Here is a 17,964-nt window from a genome sequence, read left to right as displayed (position 1 = left end):
GCGCACCGCGCTGCCGGTCGGATCTGCGGAACAGGTTCATCGTCGAATCCCTTTCGCATACGTCACTGGGGCATGACGACGGACCGGGCGGCCGGTCCCGGGTCGGGGACCGGCCGTCCAGGCCGTGTCGGGTACTACCTATCTCGCTGCGGGCCCGCGTCGGTGCGAGCCGTGCAGGTTCACCGGAGCTCGGCGATCACCGTCTTGAGCTCCGTGTAGTCGTCGAGGCCGAACGAGCCGAGCTCGCGGCCCCAGCCGGACTGCTTGTAGCCACCCCGCGGGAGGGTGACGTCGTCGGCGTGCCAGGTGTTGAGCCAGACGGTGCCGGCCCGCAGGCGGCCACCGACGCGGTGCGCGGTGCCGAGGTCCTTCGACCACACGCCCGCGGCCAGGCCGTAGACGGTGTTGTTCGCGGCGGCCACGACCTCGTCCTCCGTGTCGAACGGGATCGCCGTGACGACCGGGCCGAAGATCTCGTCCGTCTGGACGGCCATCTGCTCGGTGACGCCGGTGATGAGCGTCGGCGCGAAGAAGTACCCGCGGTCCGCGGCCGCGTCGGGGCTGCCCGCCGCGATGGTGGCGCCGTCGGACACCGCGCCGCGCACGTAGCCCATGACCTTCTCGTGCTGCTCCGCCGAGACCAGCGGGCCCATCGTCGTGGCCGGGTCGAACGCGTCGCCGACCTTGATCGCGCGCGCGGCCGCCGCGACGCCCTCGACGACCTCGTCGAAGACGCTGCGCTGGACGTACAGGCGCGAGCCGTTGACGCAGCACTGGCCCTCGTTGAAGTAGCCCGCGAGCGCCGCACCGGCGATCGCGGCGTCGAGGTCGGCGTCGGCGAAGACGATGTTGGGCGCCTTGCCGCCGAGCTCCAGGGACACCTTCTTGAGGTTCCGCGACGCGCCCGCGGCGATCTTCTTGCCGACCTCGGTGCTGCCGGTGAAGGCGACCTTGTCGACGCCGGCGTGGTCGACCAGCGCCGCGCCCGCGTCGCCGAACCCGGGCAGCACGTTGACGACGCCCGCGGGGACGCCGGCCTCGAGCAGCAGCTCGCCGAGGCGCAGCGCCGTCAGCGGGGTCTGCTCGGCCGGCTTGAGGACGACCGTGTTCCCGGCGGTGATCGCCGGGACGATCTTGAACGCGGCCATCGTCAGCGGGAAGTTCCACGGCACGATGCCCGCCACGACGCCGATCGCCTCACGGCGGGTGTACGCGTGGAACTGCTTGCCGGGCACCGACATGGGGATGGAGGTGCCCTCCATCTTGGTGGCCCAGCCGGCGAAGTAGCGGAACAGCTCCGCGGCCACACCGACGTCGCCGCGGGCGGACGCGAGGCTCTTGCCGTTGTCGAGCGACTCGAGCTGCGCGAACTCCTCGGCCCGCTCCTCGATCATGTCGCCGATGCGCCACAGCAGGTGCGAGCGCTCGCGCGGCGTCATGCGCGACCAGGGCGAGCCGTCCTCGAAGGCGGTGCGGGCCGCGACGACGGCCCGGTCGGCGTCGACGGCGGACGCCTGGGCGACCTCGACGAGGACGTCCTCGGTCGCAGGGTTGAGCGTGGTGAAGGTCTGGCCGTCCTTCGCGTCGACCCACTCCCCGTCGATGAGGAGCTGCTTGCGGGAGGACAGGAACGAGGAGACGGCGGGCAGGAGGGGTGCGCTCGCGGACATGAGGGGCCTTCCGTGGTTCTGGGGTGTCAGGGTCTCAGGGTTCGGTGGGTGGTCGGCTACTTGATGATCTGCACCTTGGACCGGTCGAGGGTGAGGGCGACGGCGGCGACGATGATCGCGCCGTAGAGGATCTGCTCGTAGGCGGACGGCACACCCACGATGGGCAGGCCGACGCGGAGCAGGGTGACGACGAGCGCGCCGGCGAGGCTGCGCCACACCGAGCCGTGCCCGCCGGTGATGGCGGTGCCGCCGACGACGATCGCCGCCACGGCGGGCAGCAGCAGGTTGTCCGCCATGGTGGGGCTGCCGCTGAAGTTGCGGGAGACGAGCATGACCGCGGCGAGCCCGGCGCAGGCGCCGGACACGGTGAACGCGGCGATCTTGACCCGGTCGACCGGCGACCCGGCCAGCCGGGCCGCGGACTCCGAGTAGCCGATGGCCCGCACCCAGCTGTCGAGCGGGGTGAACCGGAGCGCGGCCGAGATGAGCGCCACGACGACCAGCGCGACGACGAACGCCATGGGCACCACGCCCGCGAGGTAGAGGTCGAGCCACGCGGTGGCCTCACGGTCGACGACCCGGATGGGTCCGGCGTCGGAGATCACCAGCGCGATCGCCGCGAAGATGCTCATGCCGCCGAGCGTGACGATGAACGACGGGATGCGCAGGAGCACGTGGGCGACGCCCTGCACGGCCCCGATGACGGCCGTCGCGGCGACGACCGCGGCGATCGTCAGCCCGCCGAGGTCGGGCAGCCACATCGCGAAGAACACGGTCGCCAGGGAGCAGAGCGCGGCGATCGACAGGTCGATGCCGCCGCACAGCACCACCACCGTGGCCCCGGCCGCGAGCACGACCAGCGGCGCCGCGGTCCGCACCACCGCCGTGAGGCTGGACTGGCTGAGGAACCCGGGGTCCGCGATCGCCAGCGCCCCCAGCAGGGCGGCCAGCGCGATGAGCGGCATGAACGACGTCACGCGCTGGCCGACGGTGGGGCGAGCGACGACGGTCGCCGGTGCGGCCGCCGGGGTGAGGACGGACGTGGACACGGTCAGACCATCTCCTTGACGAGGTCGAGCGGGGTCGGCTTGCCGCCCGCGGGGGCGGCGACCTCGGCGGTCGCACGGCCGTCGCTCATGACGACGATCCGGTCGGACATGCCGATGGCCTCCTCGAGGCTGTCGGCGAGCAGCACGGTGGCGACGCCGCTGTTGGCGAGCTCGCGCATGAGGCGGTACACCTCCGAGCGGGCACCGACGTCGAGGCCGCGGGTCGGGTGGTCGAGCAGCAGGAGCCGGACGTCGCCGCCCACCAGCCAGCGGGCCAGCACCACCTTCTGCTGGTTGCCGCCCGACAGCCGCCCGATGGGGGTGCTGCGGTGCGGGGTGCGGATCGACAGCCGCTCGATCCACGTGTCCACGAGCCGCGCCTGCTTGCGGGGCCGCACGAGCGGGCCCGCGCACCGCGCGCTCTGCTTGGTGAGCAGCATGTTGTCGGCCACCGACATCGGGCCGACCATGCCCTCGGTCTTGCGCTCCGCGGGCACGTACCCGATGCCGGCGGCGCACGCGGCGCGGGTGCCGGACAGGTCGAGCGCCTCGCCGTCGAGGGTGGCCTCGCCGGCGGTGGTGGCCTCGGCGCCGAACAGCGCCCGGCAGACGTCCTCGCGGCCGGAGCCGTGGACGCCGACGATGCCGACGATCTCCCCCGCGTGCACGTCCAGGTCGACGTCCTGGAACGTCGCGCCCGTCAGGCCGCGCACCACCAGGCGGGGGGTGGGGGGCGCGTCGGTGCGCTCGCAGACGGCGTCGTGGTAGTGGTCGGCGGAGCTGGTCGCGCCGATCATCATGCGGTGCAGGTCCTCGGGCTCGGCACCCTGGGCGACGACCTCGCCCTCGGACCGGCCGCCGCGGAGCACGGCGACGCGGTCGCAGACGTCGAGCACCTCGTCGAGGCGGTGCGAGACGAACACGACGGACGCGAACTCCCGCAGCCGGCGCACCTGCGTGAACAGCGCGTCGATCTCCTTCGGCTCGAGCACCGAGGTGGGCTCGTCGAGGATGATGACGGGCGGGTGCGAGGAGCGCTGCTCGATGCGGAGCACCTTGGCGATCTCGACCATCTGCCGGTCGGCGAACGACAGGGTGTCCGTGCGGGCGAGCGGGTCGATGTGCGACCCGATCTTGTCGAGCTGCTCCTGGGCGAGCCCGCGCAGGGTGTCCCAGCGGTAGAGGCCGCCGCGGACGCCGGGGCCCTCGCTGCCGAGCACGATGTTCTCGGCGACGGTGAGGTTCGGCACGAGCGACTGCTCCTGGAACACCATGCCGATGCCGTGGTCGGCGGCGTCCATGATGCTGCGCAGCTTCACCTGCTGCCCGCGCACGAGGATCTCCCCGGCGTCGGGCCGCACCAGGCCCACGAGGGCCTTGAGCAGGGTGGACTTGCCGGCACCGTTCTCCCCGGCGAGGCCCAGCACCTCGTGCTGGTGCACGACCAGGTCGACGCCGTCGAGCGCCTTGACGCCCGGGAAGTGCTTGACGAGCCCGCGGACCTCGAGGGCGGGGGCGGTGGCCGGGGCGGGCGCGTCGGGCTCGATCTGCAGGTTCATGGTCACTTCGTCACCTGGTTCCTACGACGCTGGGGGATGACCGCGGCCGCGACGGCCGCGACGACGATGAGGCCCTGGACGCCGCCCTGCCAGTACGGGCTCACGCCGACCTGCACGAGGCCGTTGGTGAGCACGGTGACGAGCAGGACGCCGACGGCGGAGTGCAGGACGCCGCCACGACCGCCGGAGAGCAGGGTGCCGCCGACCACCGCCGCCGTGATGGCGGAGAAGTCGTAGCCCTTGCCCGCCTGGACGAGGCCGGCGCCGAGCTGGCTGGTCACCATGACCCCGGCGAGCCCGTAGAACGCGCCCGCCATGGTGAAGACCCCCACCTTGAACGGGGCGACCTTCACGCCGGACAGCCCGAGGACCTCCTCGGCGCCGCCGATCGCGTACGCGTACCGGCCGAGCCGGGTCCAGCGCTGGACCGACCAGCCCACGAGCACGCAGGCCACCGCGATCCACGTGAGGTGGGACAGCCCGAGCGTCCGCTCGACCGCCCAGCCCTCGAGCATCTCGTCGGTGATGTTCGGCTGGACCCCCGCGAAGAGCAGGGTGGCCACGCCGAGACCCACGGCGGAGACGCCGAGCGTGGTCATGAAGGAGGGGACCTTGAGGGCGACCAGCGCGAGGCCGCTGAGGCAGCCGAGCGCGGCGGCCAGCAGGACGGCGACGGCGACGCCGAGCATCCCCAGGTCGTTGTCGTTGCGGTTGTTGGCGACCAGCAGGGCGACCGTGATCGCCGAGGCCCCCATGATCCCGGGGGTGGACAGGTCGATGGAGCCCATCATGAGCACGAACGTGACGCCGCACGTCACGACCGCGAGCACCGCGGCGGCGTCCATGATGTTCTGCACGTTGGACAGCGTCCGGAAGCCCGGGCTGAGCGCCGCGAAGACGGCGAACACGACGACCAGGGCGATCGACGGGCCGGTGTCACGGAGCGACACCCCCCGCCGGGCGCGGGGGCGTCGCGAGGTCACGACCTCGGCGTCGGCGGGGGGTGCCATGGTCACGAGATCGCGCCCTGCGACCGGTTGAAGACGTTCGCGCACTCGAAGTCGGCGGGGTCGGTCTCCGGCGACGTGAAGTCCGCGACGTTGTCGGCGGTGATGAGGAACTGCTCGGCGAACCAGGCACGGTCCTCGGCGGCGATGTCCTCCACGGCGAGCTCGCCGGTGGCGACGCAGTAGCCGATGGCGAGACCGATGCCGCCCTGCCACGGGCCGTCGCTGGAGACGGTGGCCGTCATGGCGCCGTCCTCGATCGCGGTGAGCGCGTCCGGCACGGCGTCGATGCCGACCACGGCGACGTCGGTGCGACCCGCCTGCTGGAGCGCTTCGAGCGCGCCGAGCGCCATGTCGTCGTTGGCCGCCCAGATGCCCTTGACGTCGTCACCGTGCTTGCTGAGCAGCGTCTTGGTGACCTCGAGCGCCTCGGCGCGGGAGAAGTTGGCGGTCTGGTCGTCGAGGAGCTCGACGCCGGTGTTCGCGGCGAGCGACTCCTCCAAGCCGGCGAACCGGTCCTTGGCGGCGCCGGTGTCGAGGATGCCCTGGAGGGCGATGATGCCGCCCGAGCCGCCGATGGCCTCGGCCAGCGCGTCGCCGATCTGCTTGCCCGACGCCACGCCGTCGTACGTGATGTGCGACAGCCAGTACTGGTAGTCGGCGACGTTCAGGTCGGCCGGCTTGTTCCACTGGGTGACGAGGTAGGCGCCGGCGCCCTCGGCGCCCTCCACGATGGGCGGGGTGTCGGAGTCGCCGTTGGGCAGGACGTTCATGACGAGGCAGTCGGTGTCGCCGGCGAGGAGCTGGCTGATCTGCTCCTGCTGACGGGTCGAGTCGCCGTCGTAGGTGAGCCGCTCCTGGGTGAGACCGACCTGCTCGGCGAAGGCGTCGCCGCCGTCGAGCCAGGCGGCCTCGTACGGGTTGGACTCGTTGCGGACCTGGCCGACCAGCTTGACGTCGGCGGGGTCGCAGGCGGCGGCCGCCTCGGTGGGGCCGCTGGTGCCGACGGCCTCCTCCGTGCAGCCGGTGAGCGCGGTGGCCGCGAGGGTGACGCCGATGACGGCGGCGGCGGGTCGAGAAGTGAACCTCATTGTCTTCCTCGATTTCTTCAGGTGCCGGGGTACGGCGGTGGAGACTGCGTGACGGGTACCGCGGCGGTGCGGTGCTCGTCGTCTGGGGTGTGGTGCCGGTGCTGCTCTGGGGTGGGGCTGATCTGGGGTGCTGGGGTGGTGCGGGTGGAGCGGTGCCGGACGCCCGTCAGCGGGCCATCCAGCCGCCGTCGACGACCAGGACGTGGCCGTTGACGTAGTCGGCGGCCGACGAGGCGAGGAAGACGGCCGCACCGGCGACGTCCTCCGGGGTGCCCCACCGACCGGCCGGGATGCGCTCGAGGATGGACCGCGAGCGGTCCGGGTCCTCGCGGAGCGCCGTGGTGTTGTCGGTGACCATGTAGCCGGGGGCGATGGCGTTGACCTGCACGCCGCGCGGCCCCCACTCGTTGGCGAGCGCCTTGGTGAGCCCGGCGACGCCGTGCTTGCTCGCCGCGTAGGACGCCACCCGCAGGCCGCCCTGGAAGGACAGCAGGCTGGCGATGCTGACGACCTTGCCGTGGCCGCGCGCGACCATCGGGGCACCGAGCTGCTGGGTGAGGAAGAACAGCCCGGTGAGGTTGACGTCGACCACGCGCTGCCAGTCGTCGCGGCCGACGTCGACGGAGTCGGCGCGGTCGATGATCCCGGCGTTGTTGACCAGCACGTCGACCTGGTGGGAACGGTCGAGGTCGGCGGCGACCTCGGCGACCGCGTCGAGGTCGCTCACGTCGAGGTCGACGACGTCGACCTTCGCGCCGAGCGCGGCGACCAGGTCGCGGGTGGCCTCCTGACGGCCGGGACGACCGAGCAGGACGAGGTCCGCCCCCGCCCGGGCGAGCCCGACGGCGACCGCCTGGCCGAGGCCGCGACCGGCCCCGGTGACGACGGCGCACCGGCCGGTCAGGTCGAACGGGGAGGTGGTCACAGGTCGTCCACCGCCACGGGCACGAGGTCGGTGTAGGTGTTGTTCTCCCCCGCCATCGCCCAGATGAAGGCGTACGACCCGGTGCCGGCGCCGGAGTGGATGGACCACGGCGGAGAGATGACGGCCTCGCGGTTGCGCAGCACGAGGTGACGCGTCTCGCCGGGGCGGCCCATGAGGTGGAACACGCGGTCGTCCTCGGCGAGGTCGACGTAGCAGTACACCTCGGTGCGCCGCTCGTGCAGGTGCGGCGGGAACGTGTTCCACACCGAGCCGTCGGCGATGACGGTGACCCCGAACTGGAGCACGGACGTCTCGATCTCCTGGCCCCAGACGTAGCGGAACAGGCTGCGCTCGTTGGCGGCCTGCGCCGAGCCGAGCGCGACGGGCTCCACCTCGGCGTGGCTGAGCGCCCGCGTCGGGTACGTCGCGTGCGCCGGGGCGGACACGAAGTAGAAGGCGGCGTCGGCGCCGGTGAAGGACACCTCGCTCCCCCGGCCGACGTAGAGCCCGTCGAGATGGTCGAGCTCGAACTTCTCGCCGTCGACGACGACGTGGCCGGCGGCGCCGACGTTGATGACGCCGAGCTCGCGCCGCGCGAGGTGCGAGTCGGCACCGAGCACGTCGGTCCAGGCGGGCAGGTCGAGCTGGCCGGTGCCGGGGACGGCGCCGCCGATCACCATGCGCTCGTCGTGCGTGTAGGTCCCGCGCACCTCGCCGGCGACGAAGAGGTCGTCGACGAGGAAGGCGTCCCGCAGGTCGGCCGTGGTGGCGGTCTCCGCGCTGGACGGCGGGCTGGAGTATCGAACCTGAATCACAAAGCACCCTCGATTCGTGAACTGCGTTCGTCTATGTGAACTGCCCCGACGATAGGGCCAGATCCGTCCGCGAGTCAAGGGGTGGAAGTCTGTCCATGTATGCGAACTCGCGCTAGGCTGGATCTCACCCTCCGGGCCGGGCCCGGTGACCCGGGGAAGGATCAGAGGAGAACGAACATGCCGCTGCAGAAGGAGCTCCTCCGGGAGCCGACCGGCGTCGCCGGCGCCGGACCCGTGAAGTCCGCCGCCCGCGCGCTGGACCTCCTCGACGAGATCGCGGCCCACGGCCCCGGCACCCAGCTCCAGCTCTCGACGCGCCTCGGGATCCCCAAGAGCAGCCTGCACGCGCTGCTGCGCACGATGGTCGACCGAGGCTGGCTCCAGACCGACCCGACCGGCAGCATCTTCCAGCTCGGCATCCACTCGCTGGTGGTGAGCTCCGCCTACCTCGACGGCGACCCCGTGCTCGCCCGCGCCGCGTCCGTGCTCGACGAGGTCTCCGCGATGACCGGCGAGACCGTCCACCTCGGGCGCCTCGACGGCTCCGACGTCATCTACACCGCCAAGCGCGAGTCCGTGCACCCCCTGCGCATGCACTCCGCCGTCGGGCGCCGCCTGCCCGCCTACGCCACCTCGCTCGGCCGGGCGCTCATCGCCGAGATGCCGCCGGAGGAGCGTGGCGAGCACGTGCCCACGTCGATCACCGCGATCACGCCCCGCACCACCACCGACAAGCACGCCGTGCTCGACATCATCGACCGCGCCGCCGAGCAGGGCTACGCCACCGAGAGCGAGGAGTCCTGCCTCGGCGTGCGCTGCTTCGGCGTGGCGCTGCCGTTCACCCAGCACTCCGTCGACGCGATGAGCGTGGCCGTGCCGATCGCCCGGCTGGGCGACGGCCGCGAGGACCTCATCATCGAGACACTCCTCAGCGTCAAGGCGCGCCTCGCCGCCGTGCACGGCAACAGCATGGTGCGCTGAGCGCCCCCGGGCACCCGCCCGGGAAACCTCCGTGAAACAACTCTGACTGTTGCCTGCATCACAGATGCTTTACGTTTCCTTCAGACGTCCGACGCCGGGCTCCGTCACAACGCCGTGACGCCGGGGGCGGAGGTCTCGTCCTGACCGACACGAAGGGAGCGCACCGTGCGCTTACGGAGACACCCGTCCCTCATCCGGCTCGCCGCCACCACCTCGGGCGCCGCGCTGGTGATCACCTCGCTCGCCGCCACCAGTGCGAGCGCCACCGTGGACCCCGACGACCTGGAGCTCGCCGCCGAGCAGCCCGTCGTCACGTCGCACGAGACGAACGGCCCGAAGGCGCCGTCCAGCTCGCTCGTCGAGACCGACCCCGCGCTGCTGAAGCTGACGTCGTCCAAGAAGGTCCCCGTCATGGTCAAGTACGACCTCGACGCCGTGGCCTCCTACGACGGCTCGCTGCCGCAGTACGACGCGACCAGCCCCGCCGTCACCGGGAAGTCGCTCGCCGGCTCCAGCGCCGCCGAGCGGAAGTACCGCGGCTACGTCGCCGACCAGACGGCGGAGATCTCCGCCGAGGTCACCGACGCCGTGCCGGGCACGGAGATCGTCCAGGAGTTCGACACCGTGTACGGCGGCGTCGCCGCCATGGTGCCGGGCGACGAGATCCCCGCCCTCCTCGAGGTGCCCGGCGTCGTCGCCGTGCAGGAGAACACCCTCGAGCAGCCGCTGACGGACTCCTCCACCGAGTTCATCAACGCGGGCGCCGCCTACGACCTCCTCGGCACCACCGCCGAGGCCGGTGACGGCCTGGTGCTCGGCAACATCGACACCGGCCTGTGGCCCGAGCACGAGTCGTTCGAGGACCTGGGCAACCTGTCCCCCTACGACGGCCCCGCGCTGAGGTGCGACTACGGCGACAACCCCCTCACCGAGGCCGTCGACCCGTTCGAGTGCAACGACAAGCTCGTCGGCGGGTACTCGTTCACCGAGTTCTACGACGCGAACAACCCGGCCTACCTGCACCAGGGCACCGCGCGTGACGCGGAGGGCCACGGCTCGCACACCTCCGGCACCACGGCGGGCAACATCGTCGAGGAGCCGCAGATCGACGCCGACATCGCGCGCATCCAGGGCGTCGCCCCGGGCGTGAAGATCGTCGAGTACAAGGCGCTCGGCCCGGGCGGCGGCTACACGTCCGACCTGGTCGCCGCCGTGCAGCAGTCGATCCTCGACGACGTCGACGCGCTCAACTACTCGATCTCCGGCGGCAGCAACGTCACCGACCCGATCGAGCTGGCGTTCCTCAACGCCGTCGACGCGGGCGTGTTCGTCGCCGCGTCGGCCGGCAACGACGGCCCGGGCGCCGGGACGTCGAACCACGTCAGCCCGTGGGTGACCACCGTCGCCGCGTCCACCCAGGACCGTGCGTTCACCAGCACCCTCACGCTGAACGCCGACGACGGCTCCTCGTTCGTGGTCGAGGGCGCGTCCCTCACCGCGGGCATCACCGAGCCGCTGCCCGTCGTGCACGCCGCCGAGGCCCCCTACTCCGACCCGCTGTGCCTCGAGCCGGCGCCGGACGGCCTGTTCGACGGCCAGATCGTGGTCTGCGAGCGCGGCGAGAACGCCCGCGTGGCGAAGGGCTACAACGTCCTCGCCGGTGACGCGGCCGGCATGGTGCTCTACAACCCGGCCCTCGCCGACGTCGCGACCGACAACCACTACCTCCCGGCCGTGCACGTCGCGGACGGCACCGAGCTCAAGGCGTACCTGGACTCGCACACCGGCATCACGGGCTCCTTCCCGGCCGGCTCGAAGGGCGAGGGCCAGGGCGACGTCATGGCCGCGTTCTCCTCGCGCGGTCCCGCCGGTCCGTTCATCAAGCCGGACGTCACCGCGCCCGGCGTGTCCATCCTCGCCGCGATGACCCCGACGCCGGAGTCCACGGACGCCGGGCCCGCCGGGAAGTACTACCAGGCGATCTCCGGCACCTCGATGTCGGCTCCGCACATCGCGGGCGTCGGCCTGCTCCTCAAGGCCTCCTACCCCGACTGGACCCCGGGCCAGATCAAGTCGGCCATCATGACCCAGTCGCTCACCGAGGTCCTCAAGGAGGACCTGACGACGCCCGCCGACCCGTTCGACATGGGCGCCGGTCGCGTCGACGTCGGCGAGGCGCTCGAGGCGCCGTTCACGATCAGCGAGACGACCGCGAACTACAACGCGCTGACCACCGACCCGGTGCACGCGATCGACCTCAACATCCCGTCGATCAACGCCCCGACCATGCCGGGTCGCCTCAGCACCACCCGCACCCTGGAGAACACCTCCGGCAAGACCCTGGTGGTCCGGCCCAAGGTGGACGCCCCGGAGGGTTCGACCATCAAGGTCACGCCCCAGCAGGCCACCATCCGCCCCGGCGGGACCGCGTCGTTCGACGTCACCATCACCGACACGTCGGCGAGCGGTGCGCAGAAGTTCGGCGCGATCACGTTCCGCACGAACCACGGTGACGGGCACATCCCCGTCGCGTTCGTGCCCACGCAGGGCAACGTCGTCGCGTCGCAGTCGTGCGACGCCACGTCGATCACGACCGACGAGTCGGTCACCTGCACCGTGACGGCGACCAACGAGTCCTTCAACGAGCAGACCGTCAACGCCACCACCCAGGGCACCGGCGCGCTCAAGGGCCTCACGGCCGAGACGGCCACCCTCACCGGTGCCGAGCCCGGCGTGCCGTCCGTGGACGACGTGCCGCAGGGCTCGCCGGCGGGCTACCTCGACCTGGCGGGCTTCGGCATCACGCCCGTGACGGTCGGTGACGAGGACTTCATCACCTACACCGTCCCGGCGTACACCTACAACGGTCGCACCTACACGTCGCTCAGCATCAGCACCAACGGCTACGTGGTTGCCGGAGGCGGCACCTCGGAGGACAGCAAGTGCTGCGAGCTGCCGGACGGGCCGTCGTCAGCTCGACCGAACTCCGTGCTCGCACCGTTCTGGACGGACCTCAACGGCGAGGGTGCGGAGGGGATCCGCATCGGGTCCCTCAACGACGGCGTCAACCAGTGGCTCGTCGTCCAGTGGGACGTCAACGTGTGGGGCACCACCGACGCGCGGACCTTCCAGGCCTGGATCGGCCTCGGGTCGCAGCAGGACGTCTCGTTCACCTACGCCGAGCCGATGGACGCCCTCCCGGCAGACCTGACGTTCCTCGTGGGCGCGGAGAACCACATCGGGCAGGGTGACATGGTCGCCGAGCTGCCCGACGGCACCGACAAGGTCGTCACCTCGACCGACCCGACGCCGGGTGGTTCGCTCACCTACGAGGTCACGCTCGACGCCAAGAAGAAGGCCGGCGACGGCGTCGTCCGCACCGAGATCGTGGCGGACGAGGTCCCGGGGACGACGATCCTCGAGACGCCGGTCACCGTGACGAAGTCGGAGCGCGACGACGTCAAGCCGACGGTCACCGTCAAGGACGGTGCCGAGTTCACCGTGGGCTCGGACGGCACCTACTCGAAGGTGTCCTACAAGCTCTACGACGCGGGGAAGGTCGACATGGTCGTCCTCAACGGCGTGGAGAAGGACCTGACGGACAACGTCTGGTCGGACCTGAACTACGTCCGCCCGGGCGTGTTCGGCGCCAAGGCGGGCAACAACACCCTCAAGGTGCACGACGTGGCGGGCAACGTCACGACCGTCCGCTTCACCCTGACGAGCTGATCCCCTCGAGGGTCGCGCGTCCGGCCGGTCGTTGACCGGTCGATCCTGACCGCGGGGCACCGGGTCCGCGTCGAGACCACCTTCGGGTGGCTCGGCGGGGCCTGGTGCCCCGCGGCTTATTCGAGTGCGGGCGTGGGTGCCGGGGCCTAGCGTCGACCGAGCAGGGGTGCACCGACGCGAGGAGATCCGAGTGAACACGCTGCCCGACCCGAAGCAGATGCTGCTGCACTACCTGCGGGACGTCCGCACGGCGCTGCTGTGGAAGTGCGAGGGACTGTCCGAACGTGAGCTGCGGATGCCGCGCACCGGCACCGGCACCAACCTCATCGGCCTGGTGAAGCACGCGGCGAGCATCGAGATCGGCTACTTCGGCGAGACGTTCGGCCGCGAGTGGCCCACCCCGGACGAGGTCGCCTGGATCCAGGAGTTCGACGAGGACCCGAACGCCGACTTCTACCTCACCGCCTACGAGACCGCCGAGGGCATCCTCGACCTGTACCGCCGGGTCGGCGAGTGGGCCGACGCGATCATCAGCGAGCTGCCTCTCGATGCCCCGGGCCAGGTGCCCTGGTGGGGTGAGCGCGGCGACATCACGCTCCAGCGGATCCTCGTGCACGTCATCGAGGACCTGTCCCGGCACGCCGGGCACGCCGACATCCTGCGCGAGCAGATCGACGGCGCCGTCGGGCTCATCCCCCGGGCCACGAACATCCCCGACATCGACCAGCACGCCTACGTCGCCAAGGTGCGTGCCATCGCGGAGTCGTTCCCGGAGGGGCCGTGACGACGGCGGACGACGGCACCCTGTCCGCAGACCGGTACGAGCCGGCCGAAGACGCCGGGCCGACGTACCCCCGCATCCGGCAGGTCGTGCTCGACACGACCGACGCCCGCGGCCTCGCAGAGTTCTACCGCGAGCTGTTCGGCCTCACCTACCGCCCGGGCGACGAGCCGCCCGCGACCGGTGCGCCGGACCCGCGGGGTGCCGACTGGCTCGTGCTGCGAGGCCCCGGCGTCGGGCTGGCGTTCCAGCAGGTCGACACCCTGCCGGCGTCCACCTGGCCCGACGACGGCGTGCCGCAGCAGCTCCACCTCGACACCACCGTGCCCGACGCCACCGAGCTCGCCCGCCAGCACGAGCGTGCCCTCGCCCTCGGCGCGACGCTCCTGCTCGATCGCACCGACGACCCCGACGACCCCGACGAACCCCTCTACGTCTACGCCGACCCGGCGGGCCACCCGTTCTGCGTCTTCGTGGGCTGAGGACTTTCGCGACTGGCAAGCCGAGCCACTCCCGCCAGCAGATATGCCTCCAGTCCAGAGCCTCGCGGCAAGGATACGAAGACCTGCGGGTCGTGAGTAAGGCTCCTCAGCAGTCCACATCATCGTCCGCAGGGCCTCACATTCCTCAACGGGGCCCACGCCCACGGGATTGCGCGCCCGCCGGAAACTACTTCTTGAGGCCTTTGAGGCTTATCCAGTTCTCTGTCGCAGGCGGAACCTTTCCGAAGTAGAAGACACCAACGAGAACGTGCTCCGGATCGCGAGCTCGTGCTCTGATCGAACGAACAGTCCAAGCGGCCCCACCAATGACACCAGCAACGAGCACCACCCAGGCTCCCTCGCCGAACTCATCGAGAATGTAGAAGACGACCGTCAGCAGGCCACAAAAGCCACCCACGTACCCGAATAGGTCAGTGAGGCGAACCCTGGCTAGCCCAAGAATAAGGAACAGTCGCACCAGCATGGCCATGAGCATTGCTATGCCCGCGCCACGAACCAGATCCCATAGATCCATGGGACCTCCCCCCTAGTAGTCGGCGACATCAGTTCTACGAATCTTCACCGATCCACACTCGTCACTACTGAAACTCTCCGCACATCGCTTGATGCCGATCTCAATGGCAGGAACTGCAAGGCGTCGCTCAACCCCTCCAGCGCGATCCGATCCCCCACCATCCTTCCAAGTCGAAAAGTGCGCGACGCATGACCCACGTCAACTACTGCACTCCAGGTCGGGCGCGCTGGTACGTGCACGCCAGAGCCACGGCTCAATCTGTCAGTGGTCGTGGGGCCAAGTAGACCTGTACGTACTGCCCGCGGTCAATGGTGAAAATGCAGGTCAACCGCAAATCTTGGTTGCTTCGACCATGAGGCTTCCTTCCGGTCCACGTGGCGCGAGAACTCCTGTCCGGGACACCACGTCGACTGGCATCGTCATGCAACTCTCGGGGGGAAGGGACGCCTTTCGGTTTGACGGCTCTTTCCCGAACCGATCGGGGACGACGGGGCGGGGTGCTCACGCTGAGGTCTCGGGCATTGCTGGCCAGGTCCGTCGCAGGGAGACAATGGACCCGTGCAGTGCCACCACTACGACGCCGGCCGGTGCCGGTCGTGCACCCTCCTGGACCTGACGCACCCGCAGCAGGTGCGCGGCAAGGAGGCGCACGTCCGCGGGTTGCTGGCGTTGCCGGACGACGTGTGGCTGGCCCCGGTCGTCGGCGACGAGGCGGGGTTCCGCAACAAGGCGAAGATGGTCGTCACCGGCACGGCGGCCGCGCCCGTGCTGGGGATCCTCGGGCCGCCCGGGGAGTACGAGGGGCAGGGCGTCGACCTCACGGACTGCCCGCTGTACCCGGCCGAGCTGCAGGCGGCGTTCGAGCCGCTGGCGGAGCTGATCCGGCGTGCCCGCCTCACCCCGTACGACCTGACGCCGACGTTCGGCCCGGGGGGTCGCCGTCGCAAGGTGACGCCGAAGGACGCTGCGCAGCGGGGCGAGCTCAAGCACGTCATCGTCACCCTCTCCCCCGCCGGGGAGCTCATGGTGCGCCTCGTGCTGCGCTCGACCGAGCCGGTCGCACGGCTCCGCAAGCACCTGCCGTGGCTCGCGGGCGCCCTGCCCGCGCTGGCGGTGCTCAGCGTCAACGTGCAGCCTGCGCACGCCGCGGTGCTGGAGGGCGCCGAGGAGATCGTCCTCACCGAGCGGCAGACCCTGGGGATGGAGCTCGACGGCATCACCCTGCACCTGCGCCCGCAGAGCTTCTTCCAGACGAACACCGAGGTGGCGACCGCCCTGTACCGGCAGGCGCGCGCCTGGGTGGACGAGGTCTCCCCCGCGGCCCTGTGGGACCTGTACTGCGGCGTCGGCGGGTTCGCCCTGCACTGCGCTGCCCCCGGCCGCGCGGTCACGGGCATCGAGATCTCCGCGGAGGCCGTCGCCTCGGCGACCACGACGGCGCGCGAGCTCGCCACCCTGCCGCCGGACGCCGTCGTCGGCGGCCACGACGCCGCCTGGTGGCGGGCCGCCACCGCCGACGTGGAGTTCGCCGCGGGGGACGCCGCCACGTTCGCGCTCGGCACGGACGCCGACCCGGACATGGTGATCGTCAACCCGCCGCGACGCGGCATCGGCACCGATCTCGCCGGGCGCCTGGAGGCCTCCGGCGTGCGGCACGTCCTGTACTCGTCGTGCAACGCCGCCACGCTGGCCCGCGACCTCGCCGACATGCCCTCGCTGCGCCCCACCCGGGCCCGCCTGCTCGACATGTTCCCGCACACCGACCACTACGAGGTCCTCGTGCTGCTGGAACGCGCCGCCTGACGCGAGTCAGCGCAGATCGGCGCGAGTCAGCGCAAGCTCTCGCGAGTCAGTGCTCCAGGCCGTACCAGGACAACCGCGCGCCGGGTTCGGAGCCGGCGGGGCCGCTGACGACGACGGTCACCTCGCGCTCACGAGCGCCGACGGCGCGCACCCACCAGCGACCGCGCGAGTCCTGCGTGACCTCGGTGCGGTGGCCGCCGACGACGTCGACGATCTCCGCGCCGCCGGTCGGAACCACCTGGAACCAGCCGAAGCCGCCGACGCCCAGGGTGAGGCTGACGCTGACGGGCTCGGTCGGCTCGGGTGCGGGCTCCGGCTCGACGGGGTCGGGCGTGGCGGTCGGCGCGGCGGAGGGTGCGGGCGCCGGCGTCGGCCGGGTCGTGGGCTCGGTGCCGTCCGGCGTGGGGGTGGTGCTGGGGCGGGGTGCGCTGGTGCTGCCCCCGGTGCGCGGCGGGTCGACGGCGTCCGCGGGCCCGGCCGCCTCGTCGTCGGCATCGGGCGCGGGCGCGGGGGCGGGCTCACGGGTGTCCGCCGGGGTGTCGTCGTCCTCGACCGGTACCGGCGGGACGGCGGCGTCCGGGGTCGGCGTCGTCTCCGAGGTGGGCGTGGGGCCGGGCGACGGGGAGGCCGTGGCCGAGGGCGTCGCCGACGGCGTCGGCGCGACGGACGGCTCGGTGCTCGCGACGGGTTCCTCGCCGGCGGGGGCCGACGACGAGGGGGTCGCCACGGCGGACACGGGCGCCGGTTCGGCGCCGGGCGCGAGGGACATCGCCACGGCGGCGACGGCCACGAGCGCCCCGGCCGTCCCGGCGGCGAGTCCCACCGGGCGGCCGACGAGGTGCTTCACACCCCGCACGACCCACTCCCACCCACCGACGAGCGCGGCCCCGAGCGCGGCGAACCAGCCCGCGACGCCGGTCGAGGTGCTCGCTCCGAGCGCTCCGACGACGACGGGCACGGTGACGCCGCTCGCGGCGAGCGGGGCGAGCAGCACGGGCGCGGCGTCGCGCAGCGCCCACGACGCCTCCCGCACGTCGATGAAGGCGCGCATGCATCCCGGACAGCCGAACAGGTGGTCCTCGAGGGCCTGGCGCCGGCCACCGCCGAGGTGGTGGGTCACGTAGGCGTGCAGGTCGCCGCGGGTCTCGGCGCAGAGCCGGGCGGGCACGCCGCGGGCGTGCGCGGCGGACAGCGCCCGGGCGAGCTGTTCCTCGGCGCGCTGCAGGCGGCGGCGTGCGGCCCGCACGTGCAGCCCGAGCGCCCCGGCGATGCCGTCGAGGGTGCGGCCGAGGACGTGGCTGTCCCACAGCAGTCGCTGCTCCTGGTACGGGAGGGTGGCGAGCGCGGTGCGCAGCACGTCGGCGTCGGCGCTGCCCGCCTCGCCCGGGCCGGCCGTGCCCGACTCGGCCGCGACGGCACGCAGTCGCGCGATGGCCGCGTCGACGGCGGCGCTGCCGGTCGGCGCCGCGTCCTCACCGGTGGTCATGCGTCCCCCTGCTGATCGGTCCGATCCAGGGGAAGTGTGGCAGGTTCACGG

The 17,964-nt window shown here is 71.7% G+C and carries 14 protein-coding genes; 5 read left to right on the top strand and 9 right to left on the bottom strand.

All coding sequences use genetic code 11. The annotated features are described in order from the left end of the window. Nucleotides 1-179 precede the first annotated feature (179 nt). The 7 genes from I598_RS13210 to kduI form a co-directional block, all read right to left on the bottom strand. Entirely contained in the window at nt 180-1,670 is a 1,491-nt protein-coding gene (locus I598_RS13210; RefSeq protein ID WP_068203358.1) for an aldehyde dehydrogenase family protein, read from the bottom strand. 56 nt (nt 1,671-1,726) lie between these two features. Then, complete coding sequence (locus I598_RS13205; RefSeq protein WP_068203357.1) at nt 1,727-2,719, bottom strand: ABC transporter permease; 993 nt, start codon at nt 2,717-2,719, stop codon at nt 1,727-1,729. Nucleotides 2,720-2,721: 2 nt separating this feature from the next. Continuing rightward, the gene (locus tag I598_RS13200) at nt 2,722-4,278 is read right to left on the bottom strand and encodes a sugar ABC transporter ATP-binding protein (RefSeq protein WP_157557239.1); all 1,557 of its coding nucleotides are present in this window, start codon (nt 4,276-4,278) and stop codon (nt 2,722-2,724) included. Between the two features lie 2 nt (nt 4,279-4,280). Continuing rightward, nucleotides 4,281-5,288, bottom strand: a complete 1,008-nt coding sequence (locus I598_RS13195) for an ABC transporter permease (protein WP_068203355.1) — start codon at nt 5,286-5,288, stop codon at nt 4,281-4,283. A 2-nt stretch (nt 5,289-5,290) separates the two neighbouring features. Then, entirely contained in the window at nt 5,291-6,376 is a 1,086-nt protein-coding gene (locus I598_RS13190) for a sugar ABC transporter substrate-binding protein (protein WP_068203354.1), read from the bottom strand. A gap of 166 nt (nt 6,377-6,542) precedes the next feature. Next, nucleotides 6,543-7,301, bottom strand: a complete 759-nt coding sequence (kduD, locus tag I598_RS13185; protein ID WP_068203353.1) for a 2-dehydro-3-deoxy-D-gluconate 5-dehydrogenase KduD — start codon at nt 7,299-7,301, stop codon at nt 6,543-6,545. Further along, nucleotides 7,298-8,116: a 5-dehydro-4-deoxy-D-glucuronate isomerase gene (kduI, locus tag I598_RS13180; protein WP_068203352.1), complete on the bottom strand. Its 819-nt coding sequence runs from the start codon at nt 8,114-8,116 to the stop codon at nt 7,298-7,300. Before kduI ends, kduD begins: the two co-directional genes overlap by 4 nt. Before the next feature lie 177 nt (nt 8,117-8,293). Here kduI and I598_RS13175 point away from each other — a divergent pair, with 177 nt between their 5' ends. The 4 genes from I598_RS13175 (at nt 8,294) to I598_RS13160 (ending at nt 14,089) form a co-directional block, all read left to right on the top strand. After that, on the top strand, nt 8,294-9,097 hold the full coding sequence (locus I598_RS13175) for an IclR family transcriptional regulator (protein WP_068203351.1): 804 nt from the start codon (nt 8,294-8,296) through the stop codon (nt 9,095-9,097). Nucleotides 9,098-9,262: 165 nt separating this feature from the next. Next, on the top strand, nt 9,263-12,826 hold the full coding sequence (locus I598_RS13170) for a S8 family serine peptidase (RefSeq protein WP_232314161.1): 3,564 nt from the start codon (nt 9,263-9,265) through the stop codon (nt 12,824-12,826). Between the two features lie 190 nt (nt 12,827-13,016). After that, nucleotides 13,017-13,610, top strand: a complete 594-nt coding sequence (locus I598_RS13165) for a DinB family protein (RefSeq protein ID WP_232314160.1) — start codon at nt 13,017-13,019, stop codon at nt 13,608-13,610. 20 nt (nt 13,611-13,630) lie between these two features. Next, the gene (locus I598_RS13160) at nt 13,631-14,089 is read left to right on the top strand and encodes a VOC family protein (RefSeq protein ID WP_198155823.1); all 459 of its coding nucleotides are present in this window, start codon (nt 13,631-13,633) and stop codon (nt 14,087-14,089) included. 187 nt (nt 14,090-14,276) lie between these two features. On the opposite strand, the gene I598_RS13155 is transcribed toward I598_RS13160, so the two are convergent. Beyond that, a complete protein-coding gene (locus I598_RS13155) occupies nt 14,277-14,579 on the bottom strand; it encodes a hypothetical protein (protein ID WP_157557238.1) in 303 nt (100 codons plus the stop codon). A 603-nt stretch (nt 14,580-15,182) separates the two neighbouring features. Here I598_RS13155 and rlmC point away from each other — a divergent pair. Then, on the top strand, nt 15,183-16,427 hold the full coding sequence (gene rlmC / locus I598_RS13150) for a 23S rRNA (uracil(747)-C(5))-methyltransferase RlmC (RefSeq protein ID WP_068203348.1): 1,245 nt from the start codon (nt 15,183-15,185) through the stop codon (nt 16,425-16,427). Between the two features lie 46 nt (nt 16,428-16,473). Here rlmC and I598_RS13145 read toward each other — a convergent pair whose 3' ends face one another. Beyond that, complete coding sequence (locus I598_RS13145; RefSeq protein WP_068203347.1) at nt 16,474-17,913, bottom strand: zf-HC2 domain-containing protein; 1,440 nt, start codon at nt 17,911-17,913, stop codon at nt 16,474-16,476. Nucleotides 17,914-17,964: the final 51 nt, after the last annotated feature.

The organism is Isoptericola dokdonensis DS-3, assembly GCF_001636295.1.
In the GTDB taxonomy this organism is placed as follows: Bacteria; Actinomycetota; Actinomycetes; order Actinomycetales; family Cellulomonadaceae; genus Isoptericola; species Isoptericola dokdonensis.
The sequence above is the reverse complement of the archived record's forward strand: the minus strand, read 5'-3'. Positions and strand labels throughout refer to the sequence as shown.